Annotated in this window: 24 protein-coding genes, 2 pseudogenes and 1 riboswitch; of the genes and pseudogenes, 18 read left to right on the plus strand and 8 right to left on the minus strand. The window is 59.8% G+C overall.

Annotated elements, in window-relative coordinates:
• The first annotated feature begins 153 nt into the window (after positions 1 to 153).
• From RHSP_RS06285 to RHSP_RS06305, 5 genes are all read left to right on the plus strand, one after another.
• Positions 154 to 1,815, plus strand: coding sequence for an amidohydrolase (locus tag RHSP_RS06285; protein ID WP_004110730.1), 1,662 nt, complete (start codon positions 154 to 156; stop codon positions 1,813 to 1,815).
• A 53-nt stretch (positions 1,816 to 1,868) separates the two neighbouring features.
• Positions 1,869 to 3,050: an ABC transporter substrate-binding protein gene (locus tag RHSP_RS06290; RefSeq protein WP_037149989.1), complete on the plus strand. Its 1,182-nt coding sequence runs from the start codon at positions 1,869 to 1,871 to the stop codon at positions 3,048 to 3,050.
• Positions 3,051 to 3,156: 106 nt separating this feature from the next.
• Positions 3,157 to 4,026 (plus strand): branched-chain amino acid ABC transporter permease, encoded by an 870-nt coding sequence (locus RHSP_RS06295; protein WP_004110734.1) that lies wholly within the window; start codon positions 3,157 to 3,159, stop codon positions 4,024 to 4,026.
• Entirely contained in the window at positions 4,013 to 5,728 is a 1,716-nt protein-coding gene (locus RHSP_RS06300) for a branched-chain amino acid ABC transporter ATP-binding protein/permease (protein WP_004110737.1), read from the plus strand. The genes RHSP_RS06295 and RHSP_RS06300 overlap by 14 nt, the downstream gene beginning before the upstream one ends.
• A complete protein-coding gene (locus tag RHSP_RS06305) occupies positions 5,725 to 6,426 on the plus strand; it encodes an ABC transporter ATP-binding protein (RefSeq protein WP_004110739.1) in 702 nt (233 codons plus the stop codon). Before RHSP_RS06300 ends, RHSP_RS06305 begins: the two co-directional genes overlap by 4 nt.
• A gap of 27 nt (positions 6,427 to 6,453) precedes the next feature.
• Here the strand turns inward: RHSP_RS06305 and RHSP_RS06310 are convergent, their stop codons facing one another.
• The 3 genes from RHSP_RS06310 to RHSP_RS06320 form a co-directional block, all read right to left on the minus strand.
• Positions 6,454 to 7,104 (minus strand): glutathione S-transferase family protein, encoded by a 651-nt coding sequence (locus RHSP_RS06310; protein WP_004110741.1) that lies wholly within the window; start codon positions 7,102 to 7,104, stop codon positions 6,454 to 6,456.
• A 140-nt stretch (positions 7,105 to 7,244) separates the two neighbouring features.
• Positions 7,245 to 7,757, minus strand: coding sequence for a flavin reductase (locus RHSP_RS06315; RefSeq protein WP_004110743.1), 513 nt, complete (start codon positions 7,755 to 7,757; stop codon positions 7,245 to 7,247).
• Between the two features lie 10 nt (positions 7,758 to 7,767).
• A complete protein-coding gene (locus RHSP_RS06320) occupies positions 7,768 to 9,330 on the minus strand; it encodes a 4-hydroxyphenylacetate 3-hydroxylase N-terminal domain-containing protein (RefSeq protein WP_004110746.1) in 1,563 nt (520 codons plus the stop codon).
• 95 nt (positions 9,331 to 9,425) lie between these two features.
• Here RHSP_RS06320 and RHSP_RS06325 point away from each other — a divergent pair, with 95 nt between their 5' ends.
• The gene (locus RHSP_RS06325; RefSeq protein ID WP_004110748.1) at positions 9,426 to 10,322 is read left to right on the plus strand and encodes a helix-turn-helix domain-containing protein; all 897 of its coding nucleotides are present in this window, start codon (positions 9,426 to 9,428) and stop codon (positions 10,320 to 10,322) included.
• Positions 10,323 to 10,375: 53 nt separating this feature from the next.
• On the opposite strand, the gene RHSP_RS06330 is transcribed toward RHSP_RS06325, so the two are convergent.
• Positions 10,376 to 11,200, minus strand: coding sequence for a helix-turn-helix domain-containing protein (locus tag RHSP_RS06330; protein ID WP_037150069.1), 825 nt, complete (start codon positions 11,198 to 11,200; stop codon positions 10,376 to 10,378).
• Between the two features lie 97 nt (positions 11,201 to 11,297).
• On the opposite strand from RHSP_RS06330, the gene RHSP_RS06335 reads away from it, so the two are divergent.
• Positions 11,298 to 12,227 carry a phytanoyl-CoA dioxygenase family protein gene (locus RHSP_RS06335; protein WP_004110753.1) on the plus strand — a complete coding sequence of 310 codons (930 nt, stop codon included), beginning with the start codon at positions 11,298 to 11,300 and terminating at the stop codon, positions 12,225 to 12,227.
• A 35-nt stretch (positions 12,228 to 12,262) separates the two neighbouring features.
• On the opposite strand, the gene RHSP_RS06340 is transcribed toward RHSP_RS06335, so the two are convergent.
• On the minus strand, positions 12,263 to 13,024 hold the full coding sequence (locus RHSP_RS06340; protein ID WP_037150072.1) for a putative nucleotide-diphospho-sugar transferase: 762 nt from the start codon (positions 13,022 to 13,024) through the stop codon (positions 12,263 to 12,265).
• Positions 13,025 to 13,583: 559 nt separating this feature from the next.
• Here RHSP_RS06340 and RHSP_RS06345 point away from each other — a divergent pair.
• The 9 genes from RHSP_RS06345 to nrdF all read left to right on the plus strand — a co-directional run bounded on the left by RHSP_RS06345 (position 13,584) and on the right by nrdF (position 22,098).
• Positions 13,584 to 13,808, plus strand: a complete 225-nt coding sequence (locus RHSP_RS06345; RefSeq protein ID WP_004110760.1) for a hypothetical protein — start codon at positions 13,584 to 13,586, stop codon at positions 13,806 to 13,808.
• A 268-nt stretch (positions 13,809 to 14,076) separates the two neighbouring features.
• Positions 14,077 to 14,367, plus strand: a complete 291-nt coding sequence (locus RHSP_RS06350; protein WP_004110762.1) for a hypothetical protein — start codon at positions 14,077 to 14,079, stop codon at positions 14,365 to 14,367.
• Positions 14,368 to 14,420: 53 nt separating this feature from the next.
• Positions 14,421 to 14,975 carry a DUF1269 domain-containing protein gene (locus RHSP_RS06355; RefSeq protein WP_004110773.1) on the plus strand — a complete coding sequence of 185 codons (555 nt, stop codon included), beginning with the start codon at positions 14,421 to 14,423 and terminating at the stop codon, positions 14,973 to 14,975.
• 244 nt (positions 14,976 to 15,219) lie between these two features.
• Positions 15,220 to 16,317, plus strand: coding sequence for an FUSC family protein (locus RHSP_RS06360; protein ID WP_051074048.1), 1,098 nt, complete (start codon positions 15,220 to 15,222; stop codon positions 16,315 to 16,317).
• 234 nt (positions 16,318 to 16,551) lie between these two features.
• Entirely contained in the window at positions 16,552 to 17,688 is a 1,137-nt protein-coding gene (locus tag RHSP_RS06365; RefSeq protein WP_004110777.1) for an acyltransferase family protein, read from the plus strand.
• A 117-nt stretch (positions 17,689 to 17,805) separates the two neighbouring features.
• A riboswitch (cobalamin riboswitch) is annotated at positions 17,806 to 18,025 on the plus strand.
• A gap of 251 nt (positions 18,026 to 18,276) precedes the next feature.
• Positions 18,277 to 18,498, plus strand: coding sequence for a glutaredoxin-like protein NrdH (gene nrdH, locus RHSP_RS06370; protein ID WP_004110778.1), 222 nt, complete (start codon positions 18,277 to 18,279; stop codon positions 18,496 to 18,498).
• An 11-nt stretch (positions 18,499 to 18,509) separates the two neighbouring features.
• Positions 18,510 to 18,905, plus strand: a complete 396-nt coding sequence (gene nrdI / locus RHSP_RS06375) for a class Ib ribonucleoside-diphosphate reductase assembly flavoprotein NrdI (protein ID WP_004110782.1) — start codon at positions 18,510 to 18,512, stop codon at positions 18,903 to 18,905.
• An 8-nt stretch (positions 18,906 to 18,913) separates the two neighbouring features.
• Positions 18,914 to 21,103 carry a class 1b ribonucleoside-diphosphate reductase subunit alpha gene (nrdE, locus tag RHSP_RS06380; RefSeq protein ID WP_276307808.1) on the plus strand — a complete coding sequence of 730 codons (2,190 nt, stop codon included), beginning with the start codon at positions 18,914 to 18,916 and terminating at the stop codon, positions 21,101 to 21,103.
• A gap of 20 nt (positions 21,104 to 21,123) precedes the next feature.
• Positions 21,124 to 22,098 carry a class 1b ribonucleoside-diphosphate reductase subunit beta gene (nrdF, locus tag RHSP_RS06385; protein WP_004110788.1) on the plus strand — a complete coding sequence of 325 codons (975 nt, stop codon included), beginning with the start codon at positions 21,124 to 21,126 and terminating at the stop codon, positions 22,096 to 22,098.
• 266 nt (positions 22,099 to 22,364) lie between these two features.
• On the opposite strand, the pseudogene RHSP_RS33360 reads toward nrdF, so the two are convergent.
• The 3 genes and pseudogenes from RHSP_RS33360 to RHSP_RS06395 all read right to left on the minus strand — a co-directional run.
• Positions 22,365 to 22,484, minus strand: a pseudogene (locus RHSP_RS33360) (HU family DNA-binding protein); the annotation flags it as partial.
• Between the two features lie 93 nt (positions 22,485 to 22,577).
• Positions 22,578 to 24,098 (minus strand): group II intron reverse transcriptase/maturase, encoded by a 1,521-nt coding sequence (ltrA, locus tag RHSP_RS06390; protein ID WP_004119807.1) that lies wholly within the window; start codon positions 24,096 to 24,098, stop codon positions 22,578 to 22,580.
• Positions 24,099 to 24,708: 610 nt separating this feature from the next.
• Positions 24,709 to 24,876, minus strand: a pseudogene (locus RHSP_RS06395) (HU family DNA-binding protein); the annotation flags it as partial.
• Between the two features lie 426 nt (positions 24,877 to 25,302).
• On the opposite strand from RHSP_RS06395, the gene RHSP_RS06400 reads away from it, so the two are divergent.
• Together RHSP_RS06400 and RHSP_RS06405 are read left to right on the plus strand one after the other, a co-directional pair.
• Positions 25,303 to 25,524 (plus strand): hypothetical protein, encoded by a 222-nt coding sequence (locus RHSP_RS06400; protein WP_004110790.1) that lies wholly within the window; start codon positions 25,303 to 25,305, stop codon positions 25,522 to 25,524.
• 199 nt (positions 25,525 to 25,723) lie between these two features.
• Positions 25,724 to 26,731, plus strand: a complete 1,008-nt coding sequence (locus tag RHSP_RS06405) for a TIM44-like domain-containing protein (RefSeq protein WP_004110803.1) — start codon at positions 25,724 to 25,726, stop codon at positions 26,729 to 26,731.
• The last annotated feature ends 239 nt before the right edge of the window (positions 26,732 to 26,970 follow it).

Raw genomic sequence — 26,970 nt, forward strand, 5'->3', positions numbered from 1 at the left:
ATATGGCGCGGGCGGAATCCGGATGGTACTCGTACAGGCAGCAATGGCGCCAATGTATTTAACGTGTGAACTATATTGACAAACGCCGAGCCCTGCATCACTCTCAATATTTGAATAAATGGTTCAAATAATGAATCTAAGCGGGAACTGAATATGATTGCTTCGCTCGGCTTTGCCGACCTCATTCTCATGAACGGACGAATCTATACTGTGGAGCCGAGCCAGCCCTGGGCCGAGGCTCTCGCCATCAAGGACGGCTGCATCCTCGCCGTCGGCAATCGGGCTGAAATCGAAGCGCTGAAGGGGCCGGAAACGCGGGTCGTCGACCTCGCCGGCAAGATGGCGATGCCCGGTTTCATCGACGTCCACAATCACATCATGATGGGCGGACAGGCCGAGCTGTTCGAAACGCAGATTCCCGCCGGCGCTTCGATCGAAGTGATCTGCGCCCATGTGCGCAAGCAGGCCGAGAGTACACCGCACGGGCAGTGGATCGTCGCCAATCAATGGGGCGCCGATATGATTACGGCGATCAACAGCGAGGCTTCGCTCAAGAAGCTGGATGAGGCGAGCCTCGGGCATCCCGTTCTTCTGCGCGACGAGACCATGCACAACCGCTGGATCAACAGCGAGGCGATGCGGCTTGCCGGCATTTCAAACAATCAGCCCGATCCGCCGCAAGGCTCCTTTGGTCGCGATCCCGTTACCGGCAGACTGACCGGCCTATTGGTCGAATCCGCCGCCGGTATCGTCGAGCGGACCGCGGCCGAGGCCTTCACCGAGGAAATGGGCGAGGCTGCCGTGGCCCGCGCCATTGAGATCGTCAACTCATACGGCGTGACCGCCTTCCAGGATGCGGCTTCGGTGCTGCCGATCCTCAAGGCGCTCAAGAATCTGGATGTGAAGGGCAAGCTCACCGCATGGGCGGTCACCTCGCTGCCGCTGATCGAGCCGAGCTTCATGTTCGGCCTCTCGGGCGACGGCCTGCTGGCGTTGCGCGACGAATATCGCACCGAACATGTGAAACCGAATTTCACGAAGATCTTTCTGGATGGCGTTCCCGGCGCGCGCACGGCGGCTTTCCATGACGCCTATGTCGCGGATGCCGCGCATCCGCACGGCTATCGCGGCGAAGTGCTGGTCAACTATCCCGATCTCGTCCGCCATATCGACAAATCCGAAAAGCTGGGCATGGGGCTGAAGATCCATTGCGCGGGGGACTACTCCGTGACCGAGATGCTCGATGCGGTCGAAGCCGTCCGGCACTTCAACGGCCCGACGGATATCAAGCATCACATCGCGCATGCGAGCTATCTGCGTGACGAGGATCTCGGCCGCTTCGCGACGCTTGGCGTTGTCGCCGATCTCTGCCCGATGATCTGGTATCCGACCACATTCCTCGAAGGCCATAAGCAGGTGATGGGCGAGGAACGGGCAACGCGCTTCTGGCCGATCGCAAGCATGAAGGCCACCAACGCATTGCTGGCAGGCGGTTCCGATTGGCCCGTCATCCCGATCCCGGATCCCTGGAACGGTATCGAAGGCATGGTGACGCGGCAGAACCCATCCGGCGCATTCCCGGGTGTTTCGCTATGGGCTGAGCAAGCGATCGACCTTGCGTCGGCAATCGAGATCTACACGCTCAATTCGGCAAAGGCGATGCGGCTGGATGGGGAAACCGGCTCACTTGTCGCCGGCAAGTCCGCCGACATCATCGTGCTGGACCAAAATGTCTTCGAAGTGCCGGCCGATCAGATAGCCGACACCAAGGTGCTGACCACGTACTTCGCGGGTGAGCCCGTCTACCAGCGCTAGCTGGCGCGGCGAAGAGGAAACGCCGCAAAACATAAAGAGGGAAAGGGAAGAGAATGAAATTGACATCAGCATGCATCGCTTTCGGGCTGGCTGTTGCCGGTCTAGCATTTACCGGTTCGTCCGCCTTTGCCGCAGGGCCGACCTGCAAGAGCGGGCCGATCAAGATCGGCGCCGTCTCGACCGTCACCGGCGTCGTCGATTTTTCCGATGCGCCGAAGGCCACCAAGGCCGTCTTCGAGCAGTTGAACGATGCCGGCGGCATCAACGGCTGCAAGGTGGCCTATTCGCTGGCCGACGACAAGGGCGACCCGCAGGTGGCGGCCCAGGCGGCACGCGACCTGATCGACAACAAGGGCGTCGTGGCTCTTACAGGTGGTGCAAGCCTGCTCGACTGCGCCGTCAATGCCGGCACCTACAACCGCAACGATGTGCTCGCGGTTCAGGGCGTCGGCGTCGACCCGCTCTGCTTCAATGCGCCGAGCATTTCGCCCGTCAATGTCGGCCCCTTCACGCTGACCACGGTCATGCTTGACTATGCGACAAAGAACCTCGGAGCGAAGAAGGTTTGCGCCTTCTTCCTGATCCTCGGTGGTACTCAGGAAGCCTACGGCAACGCGGTTGCAGCCTGGCAGAAGCTGAGCGGCAACAAGGTCGGCCTCGTCGACATGACCCTGCCGCCGCAGGGCGATCTCACGCCTTACGTCATCAAGGCGCGCGACGCCGGCTGCGATGCCGTGCTCACCAATCAGGTCGAGCCGGGTGTGGTGCAATGGGTGAAGACTGCGGATGCGCAGAAGATCTCGGGTATCAACTGGCTGTTCCTCGCACCCGGTTACACCGAGGGCGTTGCCAAGGCATTGGCTGATAGCAAGCAGCCCGTCTACGTCGGCACGGAATGGGAGCCCTATACCGAAAACACCGCTGCCAACGCCGACTGGGCCAAGACCATGGACAAAGCTGGCCTTGCAAAGACCGCCTTCTCGCAGGGTGGCTATCTCGCCGCCAAGGTGATGATCGACACGATCTCGGGCATCGACGGCGAAGTGACGCGGGAATCCGTGACCTCGGCGCTGAAGGCAGGCAAGGAAATGCAATATTCGCTCGCCGGCAGCCCCTATGTCTTCGGCGACGCCAGGGCTCACTCGCCGATGAAGGCGACCAAAGTCATGCAGCTTGTCGATGGCAAGTGGACCGTCAAGACGCCGGATTGGTACACGCTGGCGAAGGCCAAGTAAGACGGCCGAGCGCCCAGCCCTGCCCAAGGCGGGTGGGGCTGGATATTGTGTCGTCACGATGATCTGATCTGGTGAGGCATCATCTGCCCGCCTCCGGAGTTTCCGAATGAACGCTCTCTTCACAGCCGCCGTGGCTGGTCTTTCTGCAGGCGGAGCCTATGCCATCCTCGGCGTCTGCGCGATCTTCACCTATCGCCTGGTGGCCGTGGTGAATTTTACCGGTGCTGCCATAGGCGCCGCGGGCACTTTTATCATGGTCGCATTCTACGGGGCCGGCGTGCCGCTATTTCCGGCAGCCCTGTTGGGGATCGCCGCCGGCGCACTGGGCGGCGTCCTGATCGGTCTCGTCATGACAACCTGGTTTGCCAACACCAACGCATCGACCAAGGCGGCGGTAACAGCAGCTCTTCTGGTCGGCATCATTGCCATCGGCCTGCGCCTCACCGGCGGCCAGCATCCGCATTATTTCCCCGAGCTGATCCCCGGATCGGCATTTCGTCTGGCCGGTGTCGAAGTCACCTGTGCGGCTGTCACGACATTGCTTCTCTCTGTGGTCTTCACCGTGCTCACGGAGCAGTTCCTTGCACGCACGCGGATAGGGCTGCAATTGCGAGCCCTGTCGCAGCGGCCGATGGCAGCAGAACTGATCGGCATTCGTGTAAGATTGCTGGCGCTCGGCGTCTGGGCCGTGACCGGTGGCGTGACTTCTTTCGCGCTGATGATCATCGCGCCGCTGCGCTCCCCCGATTTCGCGTCGCTGAGCCTCCTCGTCGTGCCTGCTCTGGCTGCTGCGTTGATCGGTGCATTTGCCAGTTTCCGCGCTGCCCTTCTGGGCGGCCTGACGATCGGTATATTGGAGGGTGCCGTCAGCACCATCGATCTCGTCAGCCAGTATCGCAGCACGGTTCCATTCATCGTCATTCTTGCCGTCCTCCTGTGGTCGCAAAGAGGAGCCCGCTGGGATGAAGCACGCTAGTTTCCGCGCCGCCGCCGTCACGGCCCTATCGCTTGCCGCAGTCGGCGCAATCATTCTTTTGCTGTTGCCCAAATACTGGGTGTTTCTGCTCACGGCCGTCTTCATCACCGGCATTGCCCTGCAAAGCCTTGGTCTCGTCGCCGGCCGAACGGGCATGATCTCGCTCTGCCAGATGTCCTTTGCCGGCGTCGGCGCCTGGGTCACGGGATACCTGAACGTCATCGAAGCACCCGGCGGCCTCGTCGTCTGGATGATCGTCGGCGGTCTTGCGGCGGTGCCGGTCGGCATCGCCATCGGCCTGCCGGCGCTGCGTCTGCGCGGCATCAACCTGGCGATCGTCACGCTCGGCTTTGCTGCTGCCTTCGACACGGTGCTGGCGACGATCACCTTTCCCGGTCAAACGACCTTTACGCAGGTCGTGCGCCCGGAGCTTTTCGAGAGTGACCGCAGCTTCTTCCTCTTCGTGCTTCTGACCTACGGCGTCATTGCCGTTGGCCTCGAATTTGTCAGCCGTTCGCGGCTTGGGGCTTCCTGGCTTGCGGTGCGGCATTCGGAGCGGGCAGCGGCGGCTCATGGCGTTTCGATACCGCGCGCCAAGCTCAGCGCCTTCGCCATCAGCGCCTTCATTTCCGGCGTGTCGGGCGGACTGCTCGCCGGTTATCTCGGAACGCTGGTTTCTGAGAATTTTTCGATGATGCAGTCGCTGGCGCTCTTTGCCGTGGCGACCATGGTCGGCGCGCATTTCACGCTCGGCGCCGTCATCGGCGGCATATTGATCACGCTGTTTCCGGAACTGTTGCGCAGGCTCAATCTGCCGCAGGATGTCGGCAATGTCTTCTTTGCAATCGGTGCCGTGCATGCGCTTTCGTCTGGCGAAACGATCAGCGAGACATGGATGCGGCTCGGGCGCAAGCTGTTGCCTGGAAACAGGAAAGCTTCCGTTCATCGCGAAGCCGGCCGCTTGCCGGCCACCGCGACGCATGAACCGGGATTGGCGCTCGAGGTCAGCGATCTGACGGTTCGCTACGGTGCCGTGGTCGCGCTCGACAAGGTCAATCTCAAGGTGCCCGCGCGCACGGTTGTCGGCCTTGTCGGGCCGAACGGCGCCGGCAAATCGACCATGGTCGATGCGATCGCCGGATTTTTGGCCCGCTATGACGGCTCGGTGAAGCTCAACGACAAGCCTCTCGAAGGCCTCTCCGCGACGAGCCGGGCTCGATTGGGCATCCGCCGCACCTGGCAGACGACCCGTATTGCGCCGGAGCTCAGCGTCGGAGGCTATGTGCGGCTCGCCGCCGGCGCCATCGGCGATGACGAACTTTCCGCCGTTTTGCAATGGTTCGATTGCCCGCCCGCCGATACGCCGATTGCATCGATCGATGCGGGAACACGGCGCTTGCTCGACGTCGCTGGTGTCGTGGCGTCGCGGCCGCCCGTGATCCTTCTCGACGAGCCTGCCGCCGGCCAATCCTACGCCGATGCGGTCAAGCTCGGCGAACGCATCGCCGCTATCCCCGAGACCTTCGGCAGTGCCGTGCTTCTGATCGAGCACGATATGGACCTCGTGCGGCGGGCCTGTTCGGCGATCATGGTGTTCGATTTCGGACGCGTGATCGCCAACGGCGCCCCGCAAAGCGTGCTTGCCATGCCGATCGTCCAGAAAGCCTATATGGGCATTGAACTTGAAGAGGCAGCCGAATGACCGCACTGTCCGTCAACGGCCTCGTCGTCAACCGGTCCGGCATTCCCGTCGTTCGAGGTGTGGATCTCTCTGTGTCGAGCGGCGAGATCAGCGTGCTGCTCGGCTCGAACGGCGCGGGCAAGACGACGCTGCTCGAAAGCCTGTCGGGCATCATCCCTGCCGCAGCCGGCTCAGTGAGGATGGATGGTGTGGAGCTTCTGAAGCTGCGGGCCGGCCTGCGCGCCCGTGCCGGCATCAGCCACGTCGAACAGGGGCGAACCGTCTTTCCGGAGATGACCACGGAGGAAAATCTCAAGGTCGCGCTCGATCCTGCTGCCGATCTCAGCGAGGCTTACGATCTCTTCCCGGAGCTGCGTCAGCGCCGCGATATCAAGGCCGGCATGTTGTCCGGCGGCGAGCAACAGATGGTCGTCATTGCCCGTTCGCTGCTGACCCGTCCGAAGGTGATCATGATCGACGAAATGTCCTCCGGTCTCGCGCCGGTCATCGTCAGTCGCCTGATGCGCGCCGTCAGGCAACTGGCCGATGCCGGTATGGCCGTCATTCTCGTCGAACAATTCGCAGCACTTGCGCTTGCAATCGGCGACCGCGCCTATGTCCTGCGCCGAGGGGCCATCGTCTATGACGGCGATTGCGCGACGCTCGCCGGCGATCCCGCGCATCTGCATCGTCTCTATCTCGGAGATGCAGCGGCCTGATCGCTGGAGCTGCCTGTCTCGTGACCGTCAGTTCCTGGTGCCGTCCGCAGCGGCAAAGTGTGCCAATTGGTCGGCGTGTGCCTTGCCGAAGCACGGCCGGGCAAGAGCGCGCCCAACATAGTTGCGGCAGGCTGGATATTCCGCCAGTCCGTCGAACCGGTCAACGAGACGGAGCACGTCCGCCATGAGAATATCGGCAACCGAGAAGGTGCCGGCCAGCCATTCGCGCGCAGCCAAGACCGGCTCCATACGCTGGAGCCGGGCGGTGAGAAATTGCTGCAACCGGTTCCAGGCCGGCGTATCATCGGTGTTGCCGGAGAACATCATGATCGACCAGGGCAGGCTTGCCATCTCGACCGAATTGAGCGCAGCAAACAACCACTCCAGCGCTTTGCTGCGGCCATGGGGATCGGCGGGCATCAGCGCATCGCTGCGCTCCCCGAGGTAGAGCAGGATCGCGCCGCTCTCGAAGATCGAGATGTCGCCGTCGGTCAGCCACGGCACCTGGCCGAAGGGCTGGTGCGCGAAATGCTCGGCATCCCGATCGCGAAACGGTACGCCCCTGACGCGATAGGGAAGTCCGGCCTCTTCCAACGCCCAACGCACGCGCAGATCGCGAACATATCCCCGGGGTTTCTCGGGAACCCAATCGAAAGTATTCAAAACCAGATCGCTCATCGGCACCTCCATCCCTTGGGGCCGAGCTTACCAGTTTTCGGAGGTTGCCGAAAGGAAAGCAGGCCGTCGCTAGGGGGAGATGCCCGACCCGCATCGCCGTCGTCGGGCATCATCTGCATGTTTGCGACGCATCCCGGCGTTCAGCCGCCGAAGCTGCCTGTCTGGGTCGGAACATGCACATAGTTGCGGTCGAAATAGAGGAGGGCGTGTCCGTCCCGGCGACTGCGGATATCAATCACTTCGCCAATGAAGATATGGTGCGTGCCGACGAGGCGAGCCTCGGTGAGGCGGCAATCGAAGGAGACGATGGCGCCGGAAAGTGCCTGGCTGCCGGAGCGGAAGCTGATCCAATCTGCAGCTGCGTAGCGCTCCTCCATGTCGGCGCGCTGACCGGCGAAATAGCCGGCCAGTTCCTTATGCTCCTGTGTCAGGACATTCACGCAGAAGCGGCGGTTTTCGAAGAAGAGCGCTGTTTGCGTCGACCGGCTGTTCATGCAGACCAAAAGCGTCGGTGGCTCGTCGGTGACGCTGCACATGGCGGTGGCGGTAAAGCCGCCGCGGCCGGCAGGGCCGTTGGTGGTGATCACATTGACCGGCGCGCAGACCCGGGCCATCGCGTTGCGGAATTCGGTTTTCGAGAGTTGTTCCTCCATGGCAACGGCCTCACTCGGCGGCGTTGCGAATAGGGGAGGTCTCACCGAGCGGCGGAAGCCAGGTGTCTCCGGTCCAGCCGTTTTCGTCGTAGTCGCTCATGCAACGATCGACGAGCGCTTCCATCTCCCTCAACCGGCCGCCGCGCTCGGCACCTTTCAGCACCTGCAGGCGGACTTCCTCCGGCGCGCCGGCATAGTTGAGCTCGTAAAGAGCATGCCGTCCACCGAACTCGGTGCCAGTCGCGTCCCACAGCAGCTTCATGATCTTGATGCGCTCGATATGGCCCATGTCGTTGGACCCGCGCACATATTGGGCGAGGTAACGGTCGATCTCCGGATTGCCGAAGTCCTTGGCCGAGGAGGGCAGGTAAATAAGCCCTGACGCGACGACCTTGCGCACGGTTTCGATGACGCGCGGATAGGCCTCCGACATGAAGGTGCGGTAGGAAAGCGCGGCTTCCATGTTCGGCAGCACCGCACCATTGGCCCAGGGCTGCGGATTGTAGGCCATGGCGTTGGAGAAGGACCAGAACATGTGGCGGAGCGCGATAACCTCGCCGAGCGCCGCCTGATTGCCGCGGAAGGCATCGCCGCCTGTGGCGCGCAGCGCCTTGGCCAGCAGCCCGGCAATGAAGTCGAGCTTGACGGCGAAGCGCGTGCAGCCCTGGAAGCAATAGCCATGCATGAAGCCGGAGGCCGGATGGAAGGAGAGGATCTTGGCAGCATCGCGCAGCACGAGCACGTCTTCCCAGGGCACGAAGACATTGTCGAGCACCAGGATTGCGTCATTCTCGTCGAAGCGCGACGACAGCGGATAGTCGAAGGGGTGCCCCACGGTATTCGCGGTCTGCTCATAGGAGACGCGGCAGAACATCTTGATGCCAGGCGCATTCATCGGAACGATGAACATGACTGATAGCGACGGATCTTCGGTGACGGTTGCCGAGCTTTGGGCAAGGAAGTTGTAGTGGGTGAGGGCCGAAGAGGTCGCGACCACCTTGGCGCCGGAGACATAGATGCCCGCATCGGTTTCCTTGGTGATGTGGACGAAAACATCCTTGACGGCGTCGGCCGGCTTGTGACGGTCGATCGGCGGATTGACGATCGCATGGTTCATGAAGAGCACGGATTCCTGCGCTCGCTTGTGCCACGAGAGCGCATTGTCCTTGAACGGACCATACCAGTCGGCATTGGCGCCGAGCGTGTTCATGAGCGCCGCCTTGTAATCGGCGGTCCGGCCCATCCAGCCATAGGACATGCGCGCCCAATCGGCGATGGCGCCCTGCTGGGCGACAAGCTCGGCGGAGGATTTCGCCACCCGGAAGTATTTGTGCGTGTAGCCGCCGGATCCGGTATCGGTCGGCGAAGTCAGGCGTTCCTTATACTTTTCGTCGTGCAGCGCATCATACATGCGCGCAATCGAGCGGGCGGAATTACGCATGGAGGGATGGGCGGTCACATCGGCAATGCGCTCGCCGTCGATGTAGACTTCGCGTCCATCGCGCAGGCTCTCCAGATATTCGGCGCCGGTGAAAGGACGGGTCTTGTCGCTGCGGTGATCTTCGGCTCGCATCTCGTATTCCTCCCTTGAGATCATGGCCGATGCTATGTCGCCGCCGCAGTCGCGGCCATGGACAAAGGAGGCAATTCGCTGGTACTTTTTCCGGCATGTCGCAGAAAAACGAGATTCCGAACTTCTTTGTTTATGGTGAGCCAAGCCGTGCGCTTGATGTCGGATTCCTGCATGTGGAGACGGTCATGGACCGGAAAACGCTGCATTTCGGGCATGTTGCATCGCACAAGCATCCGTCGATGGGCCAGATTACCTATTGGTTCAAGGGCGGCGGCCGCTATCGCATCGAAGACAGGACTTGGGACTTTTCCGCTCCGACCATCAGCTTTGTGCCGAGCAACATCATCCACGGATTCGAGGTCGACGATCAATCGGATGCCATCGTCGTGTCCGTCTCGGACGACACGTTGAAGGCGCTGGCCCCTCTAGTGGACCTCAGCCTCGACACGCCTACTTTTCTGACGGGCCGGCCCGAAGACCCATCGTGGAAACGGGTCGATGCGCTGCTGGAAATGGTGAGTGCCGAATATGCAGATCGTGGCGGGCAGAGCGCAAAAGTCATGCTGGGGCTGATCGGGGTCGTGCTCTCGCTGATGGGCCGCCTTGGCGGCAGCGCGGCGCTGCCGGCAGCCTCGCCGACACTCGCTCTTGCCCTGTCGCTGCGAACCGCCGTCGATCGCCATTACAGAAGCGATTGGCCGGTGGGCCGATATGTCGAGCTGCTTGCCACCACTCCGCATCTTCTCGACAAGGCTGCGCGCGAGATTTTCGGGCTCACCGTGAAGGAGTTGATGCTTGAGCGGCGGTTGCTTGAAGCCAAGCGGCTGCTGATGTTCACCATCCGCTCGGTGGAGGATATCGGCCGCGAAGTGGGTTTTGAGGATCCGGCCTATTTTTCGCGTTTCTTCCGCAAACGGATGGGAGAGGCACCGGCAGCCTGGCGACGGCGGAATTTGGAGCGAAGCTCCGCTGGCGGAAATGCCGAAGCGTGAACCGCAGGCCTCGGTGAAGCGCCGATGAGGGCAGTCCCCGGTTCCTCGGCAGCTCAGCTTCTTCTGAATTGCGCGCGGAATTCGCGCGGCGTACAGTTTTCCCGCTCGTGAAACAGCCGCGAGAAGTAAAATGCATCAACGATCCCGACCTTGGCGGCAATGATCTCTATCTTGTCATCCGTGGTCGCCAACAATTCCTTGGCGTGATCCATGCGCAGCCGAAGCTGAAAACCTTTCGGCGACAACCCGACTTCCGCCGTGACCTTCCTGCGCAGCGTTGCGGGTGATATGCCGTGCTCGGCAGCGAAGGCTGTCATATCGAGCGGTTCCATCGCTCTGCTGCGAAGGGCCTCGATGATGCCGGCCATGTCGGGCCCCTCTTGCGCGGCAGGTTTAGCCAGGTGCGTTTGCTGAGCCGACTGAATGACAATCCGATGGAGCGCAGACGCAGCCGAAGCCCTGGCAAGTGGCGTATCCTCCAGCAGATCGGCGTGAACACTCTGAAACAGGCGCTGTACGCGATCGAAGTTGCGAAGGGGCGTTATCGGGCTTTGCTCGCTGATCAGCCGCAAACGCAGGAAATCGCGCACCAAAGAGCCTTCGAACAGCGCCCATCGCTCGCTCCAGCCGTCGGCATCAGGACCGTATGAGTGCTGGCGGTTTGGGAAAAGCCAGAAGAGGGCGGGACCTTTCACGCTCTGCCGTCCGCCGGCCTCGGTTTCGAGAAAACCTTTGCCATGCTCCACCAGAACAACAGCATAGCTCGGCAGCTTTCGAGCCCTCACCGAATGCATGACATACTGATTCCCGCTGCCGGTGACCGCCAATCCGCCCATGGCGGCGAGAGGTGAGCGATAGATTGCATTTGTCGTTTTCATGGTGAGCGAAAAGTCCAGTATCATTTTCCTCCATGTAGGAAACCAGCTTCGTTCGCTAGATTCAACGGGTCATCAACTCAAATATCGGGCGAGTGAAATGTCGATTTCAGCGCAGACGGTGCAGACTGACAAGAAGAAGCTCAGCCTCGTTGCAAACGGCAAGATCCTGTCGACGGCGCCAAATCGGCTGGGTTATCTGACGCCCACCGATCCGCGCATCGGCGTTGAGGCGATCCGCCGGCTCTATGAAGAGAATGGATATGTCTGGCTGAAAGGCTTTCTGCCGCGGGATGAAATCATCGAATTCCGCGGTTGGGTGTTCGGTCATATGGCTGCCACAGGCCTGATTGCTCCCGGTACGGATCCGCGCAACGGGATTGCCGCCGCGATCGCGCCGGACAGTAAGGCCGTCGACCGCTGCCTGATGGCGTTGGTGCGCTCTGCGGCCTATGAGGGCTTTTGCGCACAGCCGCGCATGGCTCGTTTCATGGATGAGTTTCTGCAGGGTATTTCCTACCTGCACAAGCGCAAGATCATGCGCCATGTACGGCCGGGAACGACGACGGCAACGCCCGCACATTACGATCTCGTCTACCTGCGGGGTGGGACAAGCCGGGTCGTCACCGCTTGGATTCCCATAGGCGATATTCCCGTCGAAATGGGCGGCCTCACCTATCTCGAAGGATCGCACGCGATCGGCGCAAGGATGGAGCGCGAATTCGGCGAACGGAACAAGGATCTCAGTCCCGAGGAGCGAGTGAGCGCTTACAATCGCAACATGATGGAAGGCGGCTGGGTTTCGAAGGATCTGCCCGACATGGCGGAGCGTTTCGACACGCGCTGGCTGATCGCCGATTATGAGGCGGGCGACATCATGCTCCACTCGCCCTTCATGATCCATGCCTCGACGACGAACCAGGACGAGCTGCAGCGGCTGCGTCTTTCCACCGACATCCGTTACCAGAATGTCGAAGACGAGATCGATGCCCGTTGGAACAATCATTGGTCCCTTGGCGACATGTTGTGATCATGTCGCCGTCGGATCGCGATTGATTACCGCCGTCAAGCGCTATTCAGGATGCGTTCTATATCATCGATCCGGTCGCGACGGCGTTTCAGCCGCTTGCCGATGCGGCCGAACCAGCGCTTGCGCTTTTTTGCCTCGCGGCTAGCCTGAAGCTGTTCGATGAAGACCTCACGGACCTCTTCATTTTCGACACGATCGAAGATCCAGCAAAAGGATACCGGTAATTTTACGACGCGGAACTGCGGATTGGCGCTTTTCTCATCCTCGGCAATGATCTCTTCAAGAACGAGCTGGTCCCACACGTCCGGATTGGCAAGGCATCCCTGCCGCCAGAGTTCCAGAAGCTGCGCCGTCGCGGGCGTGTCGTTGAGGAGGATGGTCGCGCTGACCAGACGGCCACTGGCTTCGTAATAGACGGCGATATCGCAATCAAGCTTGTGGAGTTCCGGCCAGGGGTTGCGATGGAAGACGGCATCGACGTCGACGTAAAGCAATGGTCCGCGAAGCTTCGCTCTTTCCTCCAACAGGAAGCCGGGCTTCAGGCCGGCATTCAAAACCCAGCTGCCGGCGCTCGGCAATGCAGTGGCATGTACCTTGAGGCCGAGGCGTTCGGCCGAGCGGGACATGCGCTTGCCTTCCTGTTCGTAAAAGCTGTCCTTGGTAAAAAACGCAACCACGGGGCCATCGGCGGCAGTTGCCTTGGATTTGCGCTCTGCGAGATCCTGCTTTGCGGGGAAGGGGACGATCAAGGCTCGCTGCTGGGCTGTCCAGGGACGGATCATATTGAATATATTCAAGAAGGCACCTTCGGGGCTTTGTATCTTTTGCTCAAATGGCCGGTTACGCGCATCCGCGATTTGAACCAGGCGCATTTGCCTTTGAGTGTGAGTGTTGACATGAGACCCACATGCACGCCCCCGCTGCATCGTAGGTCCGGTGGAGAGTTGGTCGAACGATTTTGTCCGTTCGGTTGCCGAAAGCTTGCCGTGCCGACGCTCATACCGGATTGGCAAACTGTTTGATCTTCGTTAATTCACTGTCATGTCAGATAATGTTGTCAAATTTGAGCGCCGTCCCAAGCCGAAGCCGCCAAGGCAAACACCGCCGTGGTTGAAGCGTCTGCTGGCAGTGGCTGCCATCATCGCGTTTTTCATAGCGGCCTTTGCTTACTTCAGTCTGAAGGGCGGTCCGGTCGGCCCGGGTTTCTGACGATCTCCGGCTTGGCGGGTCCCAGAGGTCTTTTGTCTCGAAATCGAGACTAAGCCACTATTGTCGCCTTGGCGGTGGAATTTCACCGTTGGGCTTCTATGTTGAAATTATTCACTCTCCAATCAACAAAATGGTAGGGAGCGAGGCATGACATTGACGTTGCGGGACGTTACTTCCGTCATTGGACCTGCGGATGAAACGCTGGTGGCAAACATCGTGGCGACCGGTGCGACACTGGCCGAACTTGCCGAAGCATGGGCCTGGGTGAATAGCGACGAAGCCATGATCGGCGAAGGGCGGCGCCTGCCGGCAGGAGCGGTCGCCACCCTGGTCGATCTTCTTTCGGCCGATGACGAGGAATGGGAAGAGTAGCCGATTGGCCGTGCGCGGGTGCAAGTCCTTTCATGCCGAGCGCACTTTCGTGAGCAGCGTGCAAAACGGCTCGTCCGCGAAGTCGCGAGCGGGCTCGCACGCCGGCTGGATTTCCGCCTTGCAGGATAGGCTGGCTGATCGACCCGGCTTTTGCCCGAACATGGGCTGAAGCCCAAGGATCTTGAATCCGAATTTCTCCGTTCTTAGGTGTTTACTGATCGAGGCTTTGCGAGCTCGGTCGCAATCACGTCTATTCGGAGTGATCAAAATGGAAGACAGAACGAAAGTAATCGAAGAATTGAGCGTCGAGGAACGCGAAGAAATCCTCATCGATGTCGCCCTGACATTGGAAGGTGCGGCGCGCGAGGCATTGGTCGAAGGCGACAAGCAGTTTGCGGCTTTCTCGAGCAATATGGCCGAGGCGATCCGCATCAATGCCGATGAGCTGGCCCGCGACGATCCGGAAAGTGCGGACGAAGTACTTAAGCAGGCCGCCGAGGTCATCTCGCAGTTCAAGGCTTCCCACCCATACCGATTGATCAGCACCGCTGTTCACTAAACGCTGCAGCGCACTATCTGCTGGCATGTCGATATGACCCCGGAGGATTTTCGATGTCTGAACTCGTGGTGCTTGGCTTTGATAATGCCGACAAGGCGGATGCTGTTCTCAACCGTCTCGTTCAGCTTGAGAAGGAATATCTGATCGATCTGGAAGACGCCGTTATCGCGGTCAGAGACGAGAGCGGCAAGGTTCGCCTCAAGCAGAGCGTCAATCTGACCGCCGCAGGCGCGGCCAGCGGCGGCCTTTCCGGTGCCTTGTGGGGCTCGCTGGTCGGCCTGTTGTTCCTGAACCCTCTGGCGGGCCTGGTCGTCGGCGGTGCGCTTGGCGCAGGGTCGGGCGCGCTGGCAGGGTCGATGGCGGATTACGGCATCGACGACGACCTCATCGAGAAGCTGGCCGAAACTATTCCCGTCAACAGCTCGGCCCTTTTCCTGCTGATCCGCAAGGTCCAGCCCGAGAAGGTGCTGGCGGAATTCAAGGGCGAGCACGCGAGGATCCTGCGCACCTCATTCTCGCCGGAGCAGGAGGCGCGGCTGCGCCAGGCGCTTCTCGACGACACGCCTACGCCATCCGTCGGCTCGGCCACGGTGTCAGCGACCGTCTGACGATAAACCGCATACCCTCAGCCTATCGGAGCCCGGGCAGTCGCTGCGATTGCCCGGGTTTCTATCTTGCTGTGTCCTGAAAAGGTGCCGCGTTGCTCACCTGCCTCGCCGCACTTCTTTCGCAACGGCAAAAATGCTGCCATTGTCGCAAGAGTGCTGTCGATCGCGTCGGCACCGCAGGAGAGGGAGGGGCAAGACCCGAACGGCCATTGTCAACACACATCTCCAGCCGGAAAGCTGCGCGATGACCGAGACATCATCTCGTCAAAGCGGGCCTCCGACTCCGCCGAAAACCTCCTCGATCCAGACCAAGCGTGCGGCGATACAGGCGCTGCGGGTCATGATTGCCTGCACGGTCACCTATGGCCTCTCCCAGCTTCTCAACCTTCAGCAGGGCTATTGGGCCGTCTTCACGGTGTTGATCGTCATGCAGAACTCGGTCGGCGCAACGGCTGGCATGGCCGTTGACCGGTTGGTGGCGACGGTCGCGGGCGCGGCACTCGGCGGCATTGCGGTATTCTTGACGCCGCATCAGCCGCTCCCCATCGGGATCGCGCTGATTTGCGTCGTCGGTATAGCCAGTTTCGTTTCCATGCGCGCACCTCGCTTGCGGAATGCCGGGCTGACTGCGGCAATCGTGATGCTCACGCGCTCCCAGGCGGTTCCCGTGGAAGTCTTTGTGATCGACCGGATTGCCGAAATCACGCTGGGAGGGGTTATCGGCGTCCTTGCCAGCCTCGTTATCCTGCCGACCCGGTCGCGTACGGTGGTGCTCGATCGTTTCGCCTCGGCGCTCGATGTAATGGCGCAGATATTGCGCACCTTGGCGGCAGGCGCCGAGAAGGGAGAGGCGGTGTCGGCGACGGAGGCCAATATCGGGCTGCGGCAATCGCTGGTGGCCGCGGAGGCCCTGTTGACCGATGCGCAGCGCGAGCACGCCCTATGGCTCGCAAGGCAAGGAATTTCCGATGCTATCCCGCGCTCTCTTTGGCGTATCCGCAATGACATGACCTATGTCAGTCATCTGCTTGAAGCTCCGTTTCCGGCGGAGGTCGTTGCGGCGCTTGGGCCGCAGGCTGCACGGGTCATGCGTTCTCAGGCCGGATTCGCCGAGGCTTGCGGGAAAGCCCTCCGCAACGCAGGCGAGGTCGATTCCCAGCGCCTGTCCGAAGCCGATGGCGCCTTGGAAGCCGCTTTCGAAGCGTTTCAGAACTCGAAAGCTGCCCAGTCTATCGGCTTTCGCGAAAGCGGACGCCTGTTCGGCCTTGATTTCACGCTGCGCCGCATGCGCCAGAATTTTCTTGATCTCGCCGACCGCATCCGCGAAAGCCAGTTCAACTGAGGCTGGGCGACCGAGTTTGTGAAAGGCTGTTGCCTTTTTGCGCGCAGAGATGCGGACAATCGGATTGAGCTTGGCCGGTGGACGCAAGATACCACGGATTAAGGGATGTTGATGGCCTTCATGCTGGCTCCGCAATCGTCAAAATCGCGAGCTTAGCCTCGCGCTATGATTTATTACTTTCCCTTTTGACGGTCCATTAAGGGTTGAAATTGAATATGCTAAATTATGGAGAAGATGCCGCGTCGATATGATCTGGATTTTGTGAGGGTTGCGGCTTTCATGCTGCTGATCATCTATCATGTCAGCTTGATCTACGACTCGAAAGAGTTCCTGCTGAAGGCGCCCCAGACCTCTCCTCTCTTCGACATGATCCATTTATGGACGCATCCTTGGAGAATGTCGCTCCTGTTTATCATTTCTGGAACTGTGACGGGCATCTTGCTGACGCAGCAATCTCCGGATGAGATAAGGAGCGCGCGTACAAGACAATTGCTGATACCTCTGCTTCTAGGTCTCTTATTTCTGATACCGCCTCAGATGTACATTTGGCTAAATGCCGTGTTGGGCGTCAATATCAGTCTGTACGCTGTCTTCTGGCACTATGTGACCTGGACGCCGGTTCCGCTGCCAGGTGGCGAGCATGCACAACTCGCCGGAATGCAGCACCTTTGGTATCTCGCCTATCTCTGGGCTTATACCGCACTTCTGACGCTCGCCTTATCAGCGTGGCCACGGTTGCTGGCCACCGCAGGCGACCAGCTGGAGGCCTGGCTGACGGGGAAATGGGTTCTGATATTTCCTGCCTTGTACTTCGTGCTGCTAAGGCTGGTGCTGCGGCCGGCCTTCCCACCGACGTTGAATATGCTGGGCGACTGGTACGGCCATGCCGTCTACATCACGTCGTTCTTTGTCGGTGCGGCGATGGCGATGCGCAACGACTATTGGGATGCGATCGTCAATATGCGAAGACCCGCCCTCGTCGTGGCATTGGCGTGCGCGGTGACTATGACAATGCTCTTTCCCGCCTTGCCTGCGGTCGCGCCTGAAGGGGGACGGGCGCTGGCGGGAAGAATCCTTGCAGGCACTTTTCAGTGGTGCGCCATTGTTGCCGTTCTCGGTTATGCAAAAGTCTGGTGCAAATCCGAGAATGCCGTCATTCGTTATCTGAACAGGGCAGTTCTTACTTATTACGTCCTGCATCAGACCGTCATGCTGCTCATTGCCTACGCGTTGCACCAGATAGGACTGATGTCCGCCTCGTTCTTTATCCCGATCGCCGTTGCCACGCTTGCGATCTGCGCGCTGCTCTACGAGCTGAAGCGGCATCTTGAAGCTTTTTGCAAGGCTATGTTCCCGCCCCGTCTTGCCTGATGCATTCTTGCAAGGAAGCCCCGCGGATGCAGGGTTTGGCGGTGCCGTCCACGCGCCATCAACATGGAAATCGATCTCCGAGATGGAGAACCAGTTGACGCATTTTTAACGTCAGATACTATATGTAGTGTTCGAGGTTCCTTCGATTCGCAAGAATTGGAGGCTAAGATGGGAATATGGTCGGCGAACATGATGATCGCCAAGCCGTAGCTGCCCCCGCAACTGTGAGCGGTGAGCGTTCGATCGAGATGGCCACTGAGACGCATGCGTCTTGGGAAGGCGAGATCGAATGCTGCGACCCGCGAGCCAGGAGACCTGCCTCGAGCATAGCGTCCACGGGCGGGGTGTCCGAATGGCGAGCGAGGGTTCCTGCGGTATGATTGCCGTCCCCTTCGCCGTCGCAAGTGCCCCGCATGAATAACTTCGGGGTGAAGTCCATGTTTTCGAGTATCCACAACCGGCTACGGGAATGACGGTCGTTCAGGCGACCGGCGGCTAGCTGTGTCTGCCTCCATTTTCATCTCGCGCTTGCGGGCATCATTCGGTGCCCGAGTGCCTTTGCGTGCCTATAATACACGAGGATATCCCATGAGCATTACCGTCTACAGCAAACCCGCCTGCGTCCAGTGCACCGCAACCACCCGCGCTCTCGACCGACAGGGCATCGATTACACCATCATCGACGTGTCCGCCGATAGCGCAGCCAATGAGCTGGTGCAGGGGCTTGGCTATCGTCAGGTTCCTGTCGTTGTCGCCGGCGAGCAGCATTGGGCGGGTTTCCGCCCTGACATGATCAGCGCTCTCGCCTGAGGCGCCAAGCGGTGGGCGAGCTCGTCTATTTCTCCAGCAGGTCTGAAAACACCCATCGCTTCGTTGCCAAGCTTGCCTTGCCGGCCGCTCGCATTCCGCTCGGCGTCGGGCAAGAGCTTCGAGCGGCCCGCCCATATGTGCTCATGGTCCCGACCTATTGCGGCGAGGGGGGGCAGGGCGCCGTGCCCAAGCAGGTTATCCTCTTCCTCAATGATGCGGATAACCGATCTTACATCCGCGGGGTCATCGCCGCGGGCAACAGCAACTTCGGCGCGACCTATGGGATCGCCGGCGACATCATCTCCGCCAAATGCCAGGTGCCGTATCTCTATCGGTTTGAGCTTCTGGGCACCGATGAGGATGTCGCTAATGTCAGGCATGGATTGGAACGATTTTGGACACGCTGAGCTCTTCTTTGTCGCTGGATGCGGGCGAAAAGCCGCTTCACACCTTTTCTCATCCCACGAGCGATCGGCCGGCAAAGGCCACGGAAACGGCATTGGATTATCACGCCCTCAATGCCATGCTGAACCTTTATGACGAGCAGGGCCAAATCCAGCTCGACAAGGATCGCATGGCGGCCAAGCAGTATTTCCTTCAACACGTCAACCAGAACACCGTCTTCTTCCATAACCTGCGGGAGAAGCTGGATTATCTCGTGACCGAAGGCTACTACGAGAGGCAGGTGCTGGACCAATATTCCTTCAATTTCGTGCGCGATCTCTTCGATCACGCCTATGCGAAGAAGTTCCGATTTCCGACCTTCCTCGGCGCCTTCAAATACTACACCAGCTACACGCTGAAGACCTTCGACGGAAAGCGTTATCTCGAGCGCTATGAAGACCGCATCTGCATGGTGGCGCTGACGTTGGCGCAAGGCAGCGAGCAGCTTGCCCGCGATCTGGTCGACGAAATCATCTCCGGCCGTTTCCAGCCGGCAACGCCGACCTTCCTCAATGCCGGCAAAAAGCAGCGCGGCGAACTCGTCTCCTGCTTCCTGCTGCGCGTCGAAGACAACATGGAGTCGATTGGTCGCGCCATCAATTCAGCGCTGCAGCTTTCCAAGCGCGGCGGAGGCGTGGCGCTGTCGCTCACTAACATCCGCGAGGCCGGTGCGCCGATCAAGCATATCGAGAACCAGTCGTCGGGCATCATCCCGGTGATGAAGCTGCTGGAAGATTCCTTCTCCTACGCTAATCAGCTCGGCGCCAGGCAGGGGGCCGGCGCCGTCTATCTGAACGCTCATCATCCCGACATCATGCGCTTCCTCGATACCAAGCGCGAGAATGCCGACGAAAAGATCCGTATCAAGACGCTGTCGCTCGGTGTCGTCATTCCCGACATCACCTTCGAACTCGCGAAGAACAATGAGGATATGTACCTTTTCTCGCCCTATGACGTAGAGTGCGTCTATGGCGTGCCGTTCACCGAAATCTCGGTCACGGAAAAGTACCGCGAGATGGTGGCCGACAGCCGCATCCGCAAGAAGAAGATCAAGGCGCGCGACTTCTTCCAGGTCATCGCCGAGATCCAGTTCGAGAGCGGCTATCCCTACATCATGTTCGAAGACACGGTGAACCGCGCCAACCCGATCGCCGGGCGCATCACCATGAGCAATCTCTGCTCGGAAATCCTGCAGGTGAGCGAGGCCAGCGAATATAGCGACGACCTCTCCTACAAGCATATGGGCAAGGACATCTCCTGCAATCTCGGCTCGCTCAACATCGCGGCCGCGATGGACAGCCCCGATTTCGGCAAGACGATCGAAATGTCCATCCGGGCGCTGACGGCCGTCTCCGACATGAGCCACATCTCCTCCGTGCCCTCGATCGAAAAGGGCAATGACGAAAGCCATGCCATCGGCCTCGGCCAGATGAACCTGCACGGCTATCTTGCCCGCGAGCGCATCTTCTACGGCTCCGAGGAAGGCGTCGACTTCACCAATATCTATTTCTACACGGTCACCTATCACGCTATCCGCGCTTCGAACCTGCTTGCGGTCGAACGGGGTCAGAGCTTCAAGGGCTTCGAGAACTCGAAATACGCCTCCGGTGAGTATTTCGGCAAATATACCGAGCACGAATGGAAGCCGGCGACCGAACGCGTGGCCGACATCTTCGAAAAGGCCGGCATTGCCATCCCGACGCAGGCGGACTGGCTGGAACTGAAGAAGGCCGTGATGGAAGGCGGGCTCTATAACCAGAACCTGCAGGCCGTGCCGCCGACGGGCTCGATCTCCTACATTAACCACTCGACCTCGTCGATCCATCCGATCGTTTCGAAGATCGAGATCCGCAAGGAAGGCAAGATCGGCCGCGTCTATTACCCGGCCGCCTTCATGACCAACGACAATCTCGATTACTACCAGGACGCCTACGAGATCGGACCGGAGAAGATCATCGATACCTATGCGGCGGCCACCCAGCATGTCGACCAGGGCCTGTCGCTGACGCTTTTCTTCCGCGATACCGCGACCACGCGCGATATCAACAGGGCGCAGATCTATGCCTGGAAGAAGGGCATCAAAACCATCTACTACATCCGGCTTCGCCAGATGGCGCTCGAAGGCACGCAGGTTCAGGGCTGCGTCTCCTGTACGCTCTGAACCCTTGAGGAACGATAAAAATGAACATGCAATTCAAGCCGGCAAGCCGCATTCGCGCCATCAACTGGAACCGCATCGAGGACGACAAGGATCTTGAGGTCTGGAACCGGCTGACCGGCAATTTCTGGCTGCCGGAAAAGGTGCCGCTTTCCAACGACATTCAATCCTGGGCGACGCTGAAACCGGAGGAGCAGCAGCTCACCATCCGTGTCTTCACCGGTCTCACTCTGCTCGACACGATCCAGAACGGCGTCGGTTCGGTCAAGCTGATGGCCGATGCCGCCACCCCGCATGAAGAAGCCGTGCTGTCGAACATCTCCTTCATGGAGGCCGTGCATGCGCGCTCCTACTCGTCGATCTTCTCGACGCTCTGCCTGACGCCCGATGTCGACGACGCTTATCGCTGGTCGGAGGAAAACGAGTTCCTGCAGAAGAAGTCGGCGCTGATCATGGAGCAATATGCATCCGGCGATCCCTTGAAGAAGAAGGTCGCCAGCGTTTTCCTCGAAAGCTTCCTGTTCTATTCGGGCTTCTATCTGCCGATGTTCTGGTCGAGTCGCGCCAAGCTCACCAACACCGCCGACATGATCCGTCTCATCATCCGCGACGAAGCCGTGCATGGCTACTATATCGGCTATAAGTTCCAGCGCGGGTTGGAGCGGCTTTCGGAAGAGCGCAAGCAGGAAATCAAGGATTTTGCCTTCCATCTGCTGCTCGAACTCTATGACAACGAGGCGAAATATACCGAAGCGCTCTACGATGGCGTCGGGCTTGCGGAAGACGTCAAGAAGTTCCTGCATTACAACGCCAACAAGGCGCTGATGAACCTCGGCTACGAGGCGCTGTTTCCGGCCGAGGCCTGCAAGGTCAATCCCGCCATTCTCTCGGCGCTCTCGCCCAATGCAGACGAGAACCACGACTTCTTCTCCGGCTCCGGCTCGTCCTATGTCATCGGCAAGGCTGTTGCGACCGAAGACGAGGATTGGAATTTTTGAGGGCTTCACCCAGCGCGCGCTCTACCGATCCGCAGCACTGGGAGATCCGGAAGCGATCTGAGGACGCCTGACCGACGCGGGCATCCCTGCCATCCAGACGGACCAAGTCGCCGGGCAAAGTCAGCAATACCCCGCCCTTGGCGGCAGATGATATCGCCATTGATGGCGAGCGCAGGCCCACGCGTTTTCACACACCAGCGGCCGGCCTCACTCCGCTGAAGCCGGCCGTCCGATGGCATTCAGCCTTGATGGCTCAAAGCGCGAGACTACTTGTTGAGCGCATCCTTCAACGCCTTTGCAGGCGTGAACGTGAGCTTCTTCGCGGCGGCAACCTTAATGGTCGCGCCCGTTCCCGGATTGCGAGCCTCGCGCTCCGGCGTGTCCTGTCGGGTAGGAACGACCCGTTGCCGGGCCGCTCCTCCCTAAGAACTGTACGTGCGAGTTTCCCAGCATACAGCTCAAGCCTCCGCCAAGCCCTGTTAGACCAGAGCCGCCAGTTCCTGTGCATCGGTATGAGATGTGGAATCACCGGGCCGATCCGTAACTTCCGACGGCAGACCGCGCCTTCCGGCGAAGTAGCTGTCCCACATGGGATCGAAAGGATTCGCTTCGGCGCGGATTTTGCAGTGGCGACGTATCGGTACGTCGGATGCGTGGATGAGGCGGATGAACTTGAAGTTTCCTGCCTTATCCTTCATCCCGGTGCGGAATACCCAGTCTCGTGTACCTTCCCGAGCGAAGTAACGATACTTCACCCAGCGAAGCGGCTTGTCCGGGTGTCTACGACAGGCCCACTGCCAGAGACATTTCCAGATGAGATGATCGACCTTGCGAAAGGTCTCCTTCGCCACCTGGTTGTGATGATAATTGGTCCATCCCCTTATGACCGGGTTTAGCGACATTATCAGATACTCCTGCTTCACATCGGCGGCACCCTTGGTGATAGTTCGGATCTTGCGCATAAACGCCACCACGTTCTTCTTGGCGGGTTTGATGTGGGTATGCCCATCATATCTGCGCACGTTCCAGCCGAGGAAGTCGAAACCTTCCTCGACCCGCACGATGCGAGTCTTTTCTTCAGACAGAGACAGGCCCCGTTCTGACAGAAATTCCTCGACCATAGATTTCGCCTCCTCCAGCACTTCTTTTGAAGCACCTGTGACGACGAAGTCATCGGCGTAACGTATCAAGTGGACCTTGGTCAGGCTGTTGCGACGTCTTGGGCCGTAGAAGTCCCGTAACATCTTTTCCATTCCGTCCAAGGCCATGTTGGCGAGCGTGGGCGAGATTATTCCCCCTTGCGGAGTTCCCGCTTTCGTCGCGTGCCAGTCACCGTCCTTTATGTAACCGGAGTCCAGCCACTTCCGGAGCACCACCTTGTCCATGGGGATGTTGGCGATGAGCCAGTCCTTGCTGATTTCGTCGAAGCAGCCAGCAATGTCCGCATCCAAGACCCATTCCGCCGTGCCGCGCCCGCGCAGCGCGATAAAGCACTGCCGGGCCGCATCACGGGTTGCTCGATACGGTCGAAAACCGTACGAATTAGGGTCTGCCGTCGTTTCCGCGACAGGTAGCAGAGCGAGCAGGTGAAGTGCCTGCATGGCCCTGTCCTTCATCGTCGGAATACCGAGCGGACGCAGTTTCTTGCTGTTTGCTTTCGGGATATATACCCGCCTCAACGGCAAAGGATGATACCCACGCCGTTTGAGCGACAATAATCCTCTGACGCACTTATCCGGTGTGTCCCAGATGATCCGGTCCACTCCGGGTGTTCTCTTTCCCTGATTTCCAGTAACCCGTTTCACCGCAAGCGCCTTGCCGCTGAACGAGTGGGTCAGCAGCCGTTGCAAGGCTTTCACCTTGCCCCAGCGACCTTCCTTAACTGCCTTCGCAATACGCATCTGCAGCCGTCGCACGTGTTGGTAAGCCTTGCGCCAGTCAATCTGGCCCCAGCTCGCCGCTTCGCGGGAGGCCGCACCAGTCACTGTTGTGACCGTCATTTGCCTGTCCTCCTGCCGAGGGTTCTGCACATTCTCTCGCGACGGGAGACCCGTCGGAAGTCTGCTCCCTTTCGGGCGGGGTGATGTTGGCGAGCCGCAACCCCTGTCCAAACCATTACAGTCCGGCGTTCGCTTTCTCCGACATCCTCTGCCCGCACCGCCAACAACTTTCCTTGCGGTCGGCCTGCCCATTGCCGGGCGACGATGCGGGTTTACCGTGTTTCACCTAAATAACGCGGGCGGGTTAGACCCTGCCTATCCGCCGGCGGTCCTTCGTCCGTGTGCCTCCAAAGTGAAGAGAAGCATCCGACCGCACACCTTTTGGTTCAAGCCTGTCAGCATCTTTGGCTTGTCAAATTTCACGACGTTTATCAGCAGTTCATTTGCATTGATCATACCACCCAGCCTAGCGCCCCATCCGCATTGATGCTCGCAGAAGATGCCTCAGCCTCACGACATCGGCATGGCCCGAAGGCCCGGCTACATTGTCCCGGCAGCTTCAAACCGGACCGTTACCAGTCCCGCATGTGCCGGTAGGCTACTGATGACGGAACATCAGGTTTGTCCCGGAATATAAATCCCGTACAAACAATTACTTAGGCGACTTTCACGTCGCACTCACCTTGAACTTGCCAAAACCCGGAATGGAGGTCTCGGCGCCGGAAGACGCTGCCCCGGCGATGGAGGCAAAAACGGCTTCGACGATTGCCTTGCCCTGAGCCTTGGTCAGCTTGTGGTCAGCGGCAATCTTGTCTGCGATTTCATTCGTGGTGGTCATGATGCTTCCCCGCAATGGTTACAGCGGAATCATTTCCATTGCAGCCGTTCATTGTCACGGGGGCTGTTGGTCTTTGAGGGCTCGGAAAGGCGCATTTCCACAATTTCCAGCGCTTCAGCAGCCTCTTTTGCCCTTGTGGCGGCTCGAATCCCGGTGATGCGGCGCCGTTGACGGCGTCGGCGATCGCATGAGCGCTTCCCGCCGCAATTCCCGCGATCCGCCTTTGCGAACAGACTCAGCGTCCTATCGAGGCGCTCTCCTGGAGTGAACGGTCGCCATAATGCCCCATATCCGATCGAGAACGCGATATGTTGGCTGCTGATAGTGGGAAACGTTCTCGCCGCCCGCGCATCAATGCTCGCTTTGCTCAGCTTGAGCGTATAGAGCCTGGTAGCCGTGAATGAAGACGAGTGAATAGGACAGGTGATGGAAGACCCGATCAAGATCGACAACCGTGGCGACTTCGGCCTTTGGGCCATCGAAGTGGCAAAGCAGATCGTCAGCGGCGAGGGCTTCGAACTCGCCAGGGCGGCGCGCGATGGCGCGGACGATGATGTCCGTGCCGCCGGCAATGCGCTCGGGCAGGCGATCACCAATGCGCTGATGGAGGTTTATGACGGCTTGCTCGAAGGCGCCGAGGAAAACTAGGCTTTGCCGGCGAGGGCCGTCGCCCGATCTGCGGGCCTGAAAGCTCAATATTTCCGGGATGTTCGAGGCAAAACCCATCGAGCCGGCTAATGTATAGCGCGCTGTGGTTTGAAATTTGGAGGCGCACCAACTTACAATCGCAGCTCGGCATCCCCATATCTGGCCAAAATCGTTATTCCGCTCAATCACAGGAGAGCAAATGCTCAGGGTCGTTTCCCGTTTTGCCAAGATCGCAGCCATCGTCGTCCTCGCTACCGCTTCCGCTCTAGCGACCTTCGATGTTGCCGACGCACGTCGTGCCGGCTCCAGCGGGTTCGGCAGCCGCGGAACGCGGACTTTCGACACGCCTGCCACAACGCGGACGGCTCCGACGCAAGCCGCTCCGATCGACCGGACGATGACACCTCGGCCGCAGCAGCCGCAAACCACCACGCAACCGCCGATCGGCGGCCAGCAGCGCCCCGGCTTCTTCGGCGGTTTCGGCGGATCGATGATCGGCGGATTGATCGCCGGTGGTCTTCTCGGCATGCTGCTCGGCCATGGCTTCGGCGGTGGCATGGGCTTCCTCGGCATGTTGCTGCAGATCGGCCTGATCGTGCTGCTGATCAGCTTTGCCATGCGGTTCTTTGCAAATCGCCAGCGCACGCAATATGCGGCACCGGGGACGGGCCAATCCCACAATACGAACCCGATGAACAATGCCGGTGCGTCGCCGCGCCCCTCCTTTTCGATCCCGACGATCGGTGGCGGAACGGCGGCGGCACATAAAACGCGGCAGGCCAGCGACGAGATCGGGCTGCAGCAGGCGGATCTTGATCGTTTCGAGCGGCTCCTCACCGAAGTTCAGACGGCCTATGGCAAGGAAGACTATGCCACGTTGCGCCGGCTGACGACGCCGGAGGCAATGTCCTACCTGGCGGAGGAGCTTGGCGAAAACGCCACCAACGGCGTGCGCAACAGCGTCTCTGACGTTCGCCTGCTGCAGGGCGATACCGCTGAAGCCTGGCGCGAGGACAATGCCGAATATGCGACGCTTGCGATGCGTTATTCCAGCATCGACGCCATGCTCGATCGCACGACGGGCAAGCTCGTCGATGGCGACGATCGCAACCCCTCGGAAACGGTCGAGCTCTGGACTTTCGTGCGTAAGCCCGGTGCGGACTGGATACTTTCGGCGATCCAGGGAACGGAATCCCGCCACGGCTGAATCTGCCGTCGATAAAGAGATCGCCCCTCGAAAGTGGGGGGGGGGCGCTCAGCCGATAGTGTTCCTTTTGCCTGTCGAAGATTCCGCATTTGAGCGGCAGCTGCCGCCGGCCTTGACAGATTCTCCTGAAACTCCCGGAACCCTTGAACGGGATGGGCGCGGAAACGATGCCACCTCCGCCCTGACCTATTGTCCGCGCCTCTTTCAAGGCCGGTCGATCCGCTGTCTTGGAGGGCAAC

The organism is Rhizobium freirei PRF 81, from assembly GCF_000359745.1.
GTDB lineage: Bacteria > Pseudomonadota > Alphaproteobacteria > Rhizobiales > Rhizobiaceae > Rhizobium > Rhizobium freirei.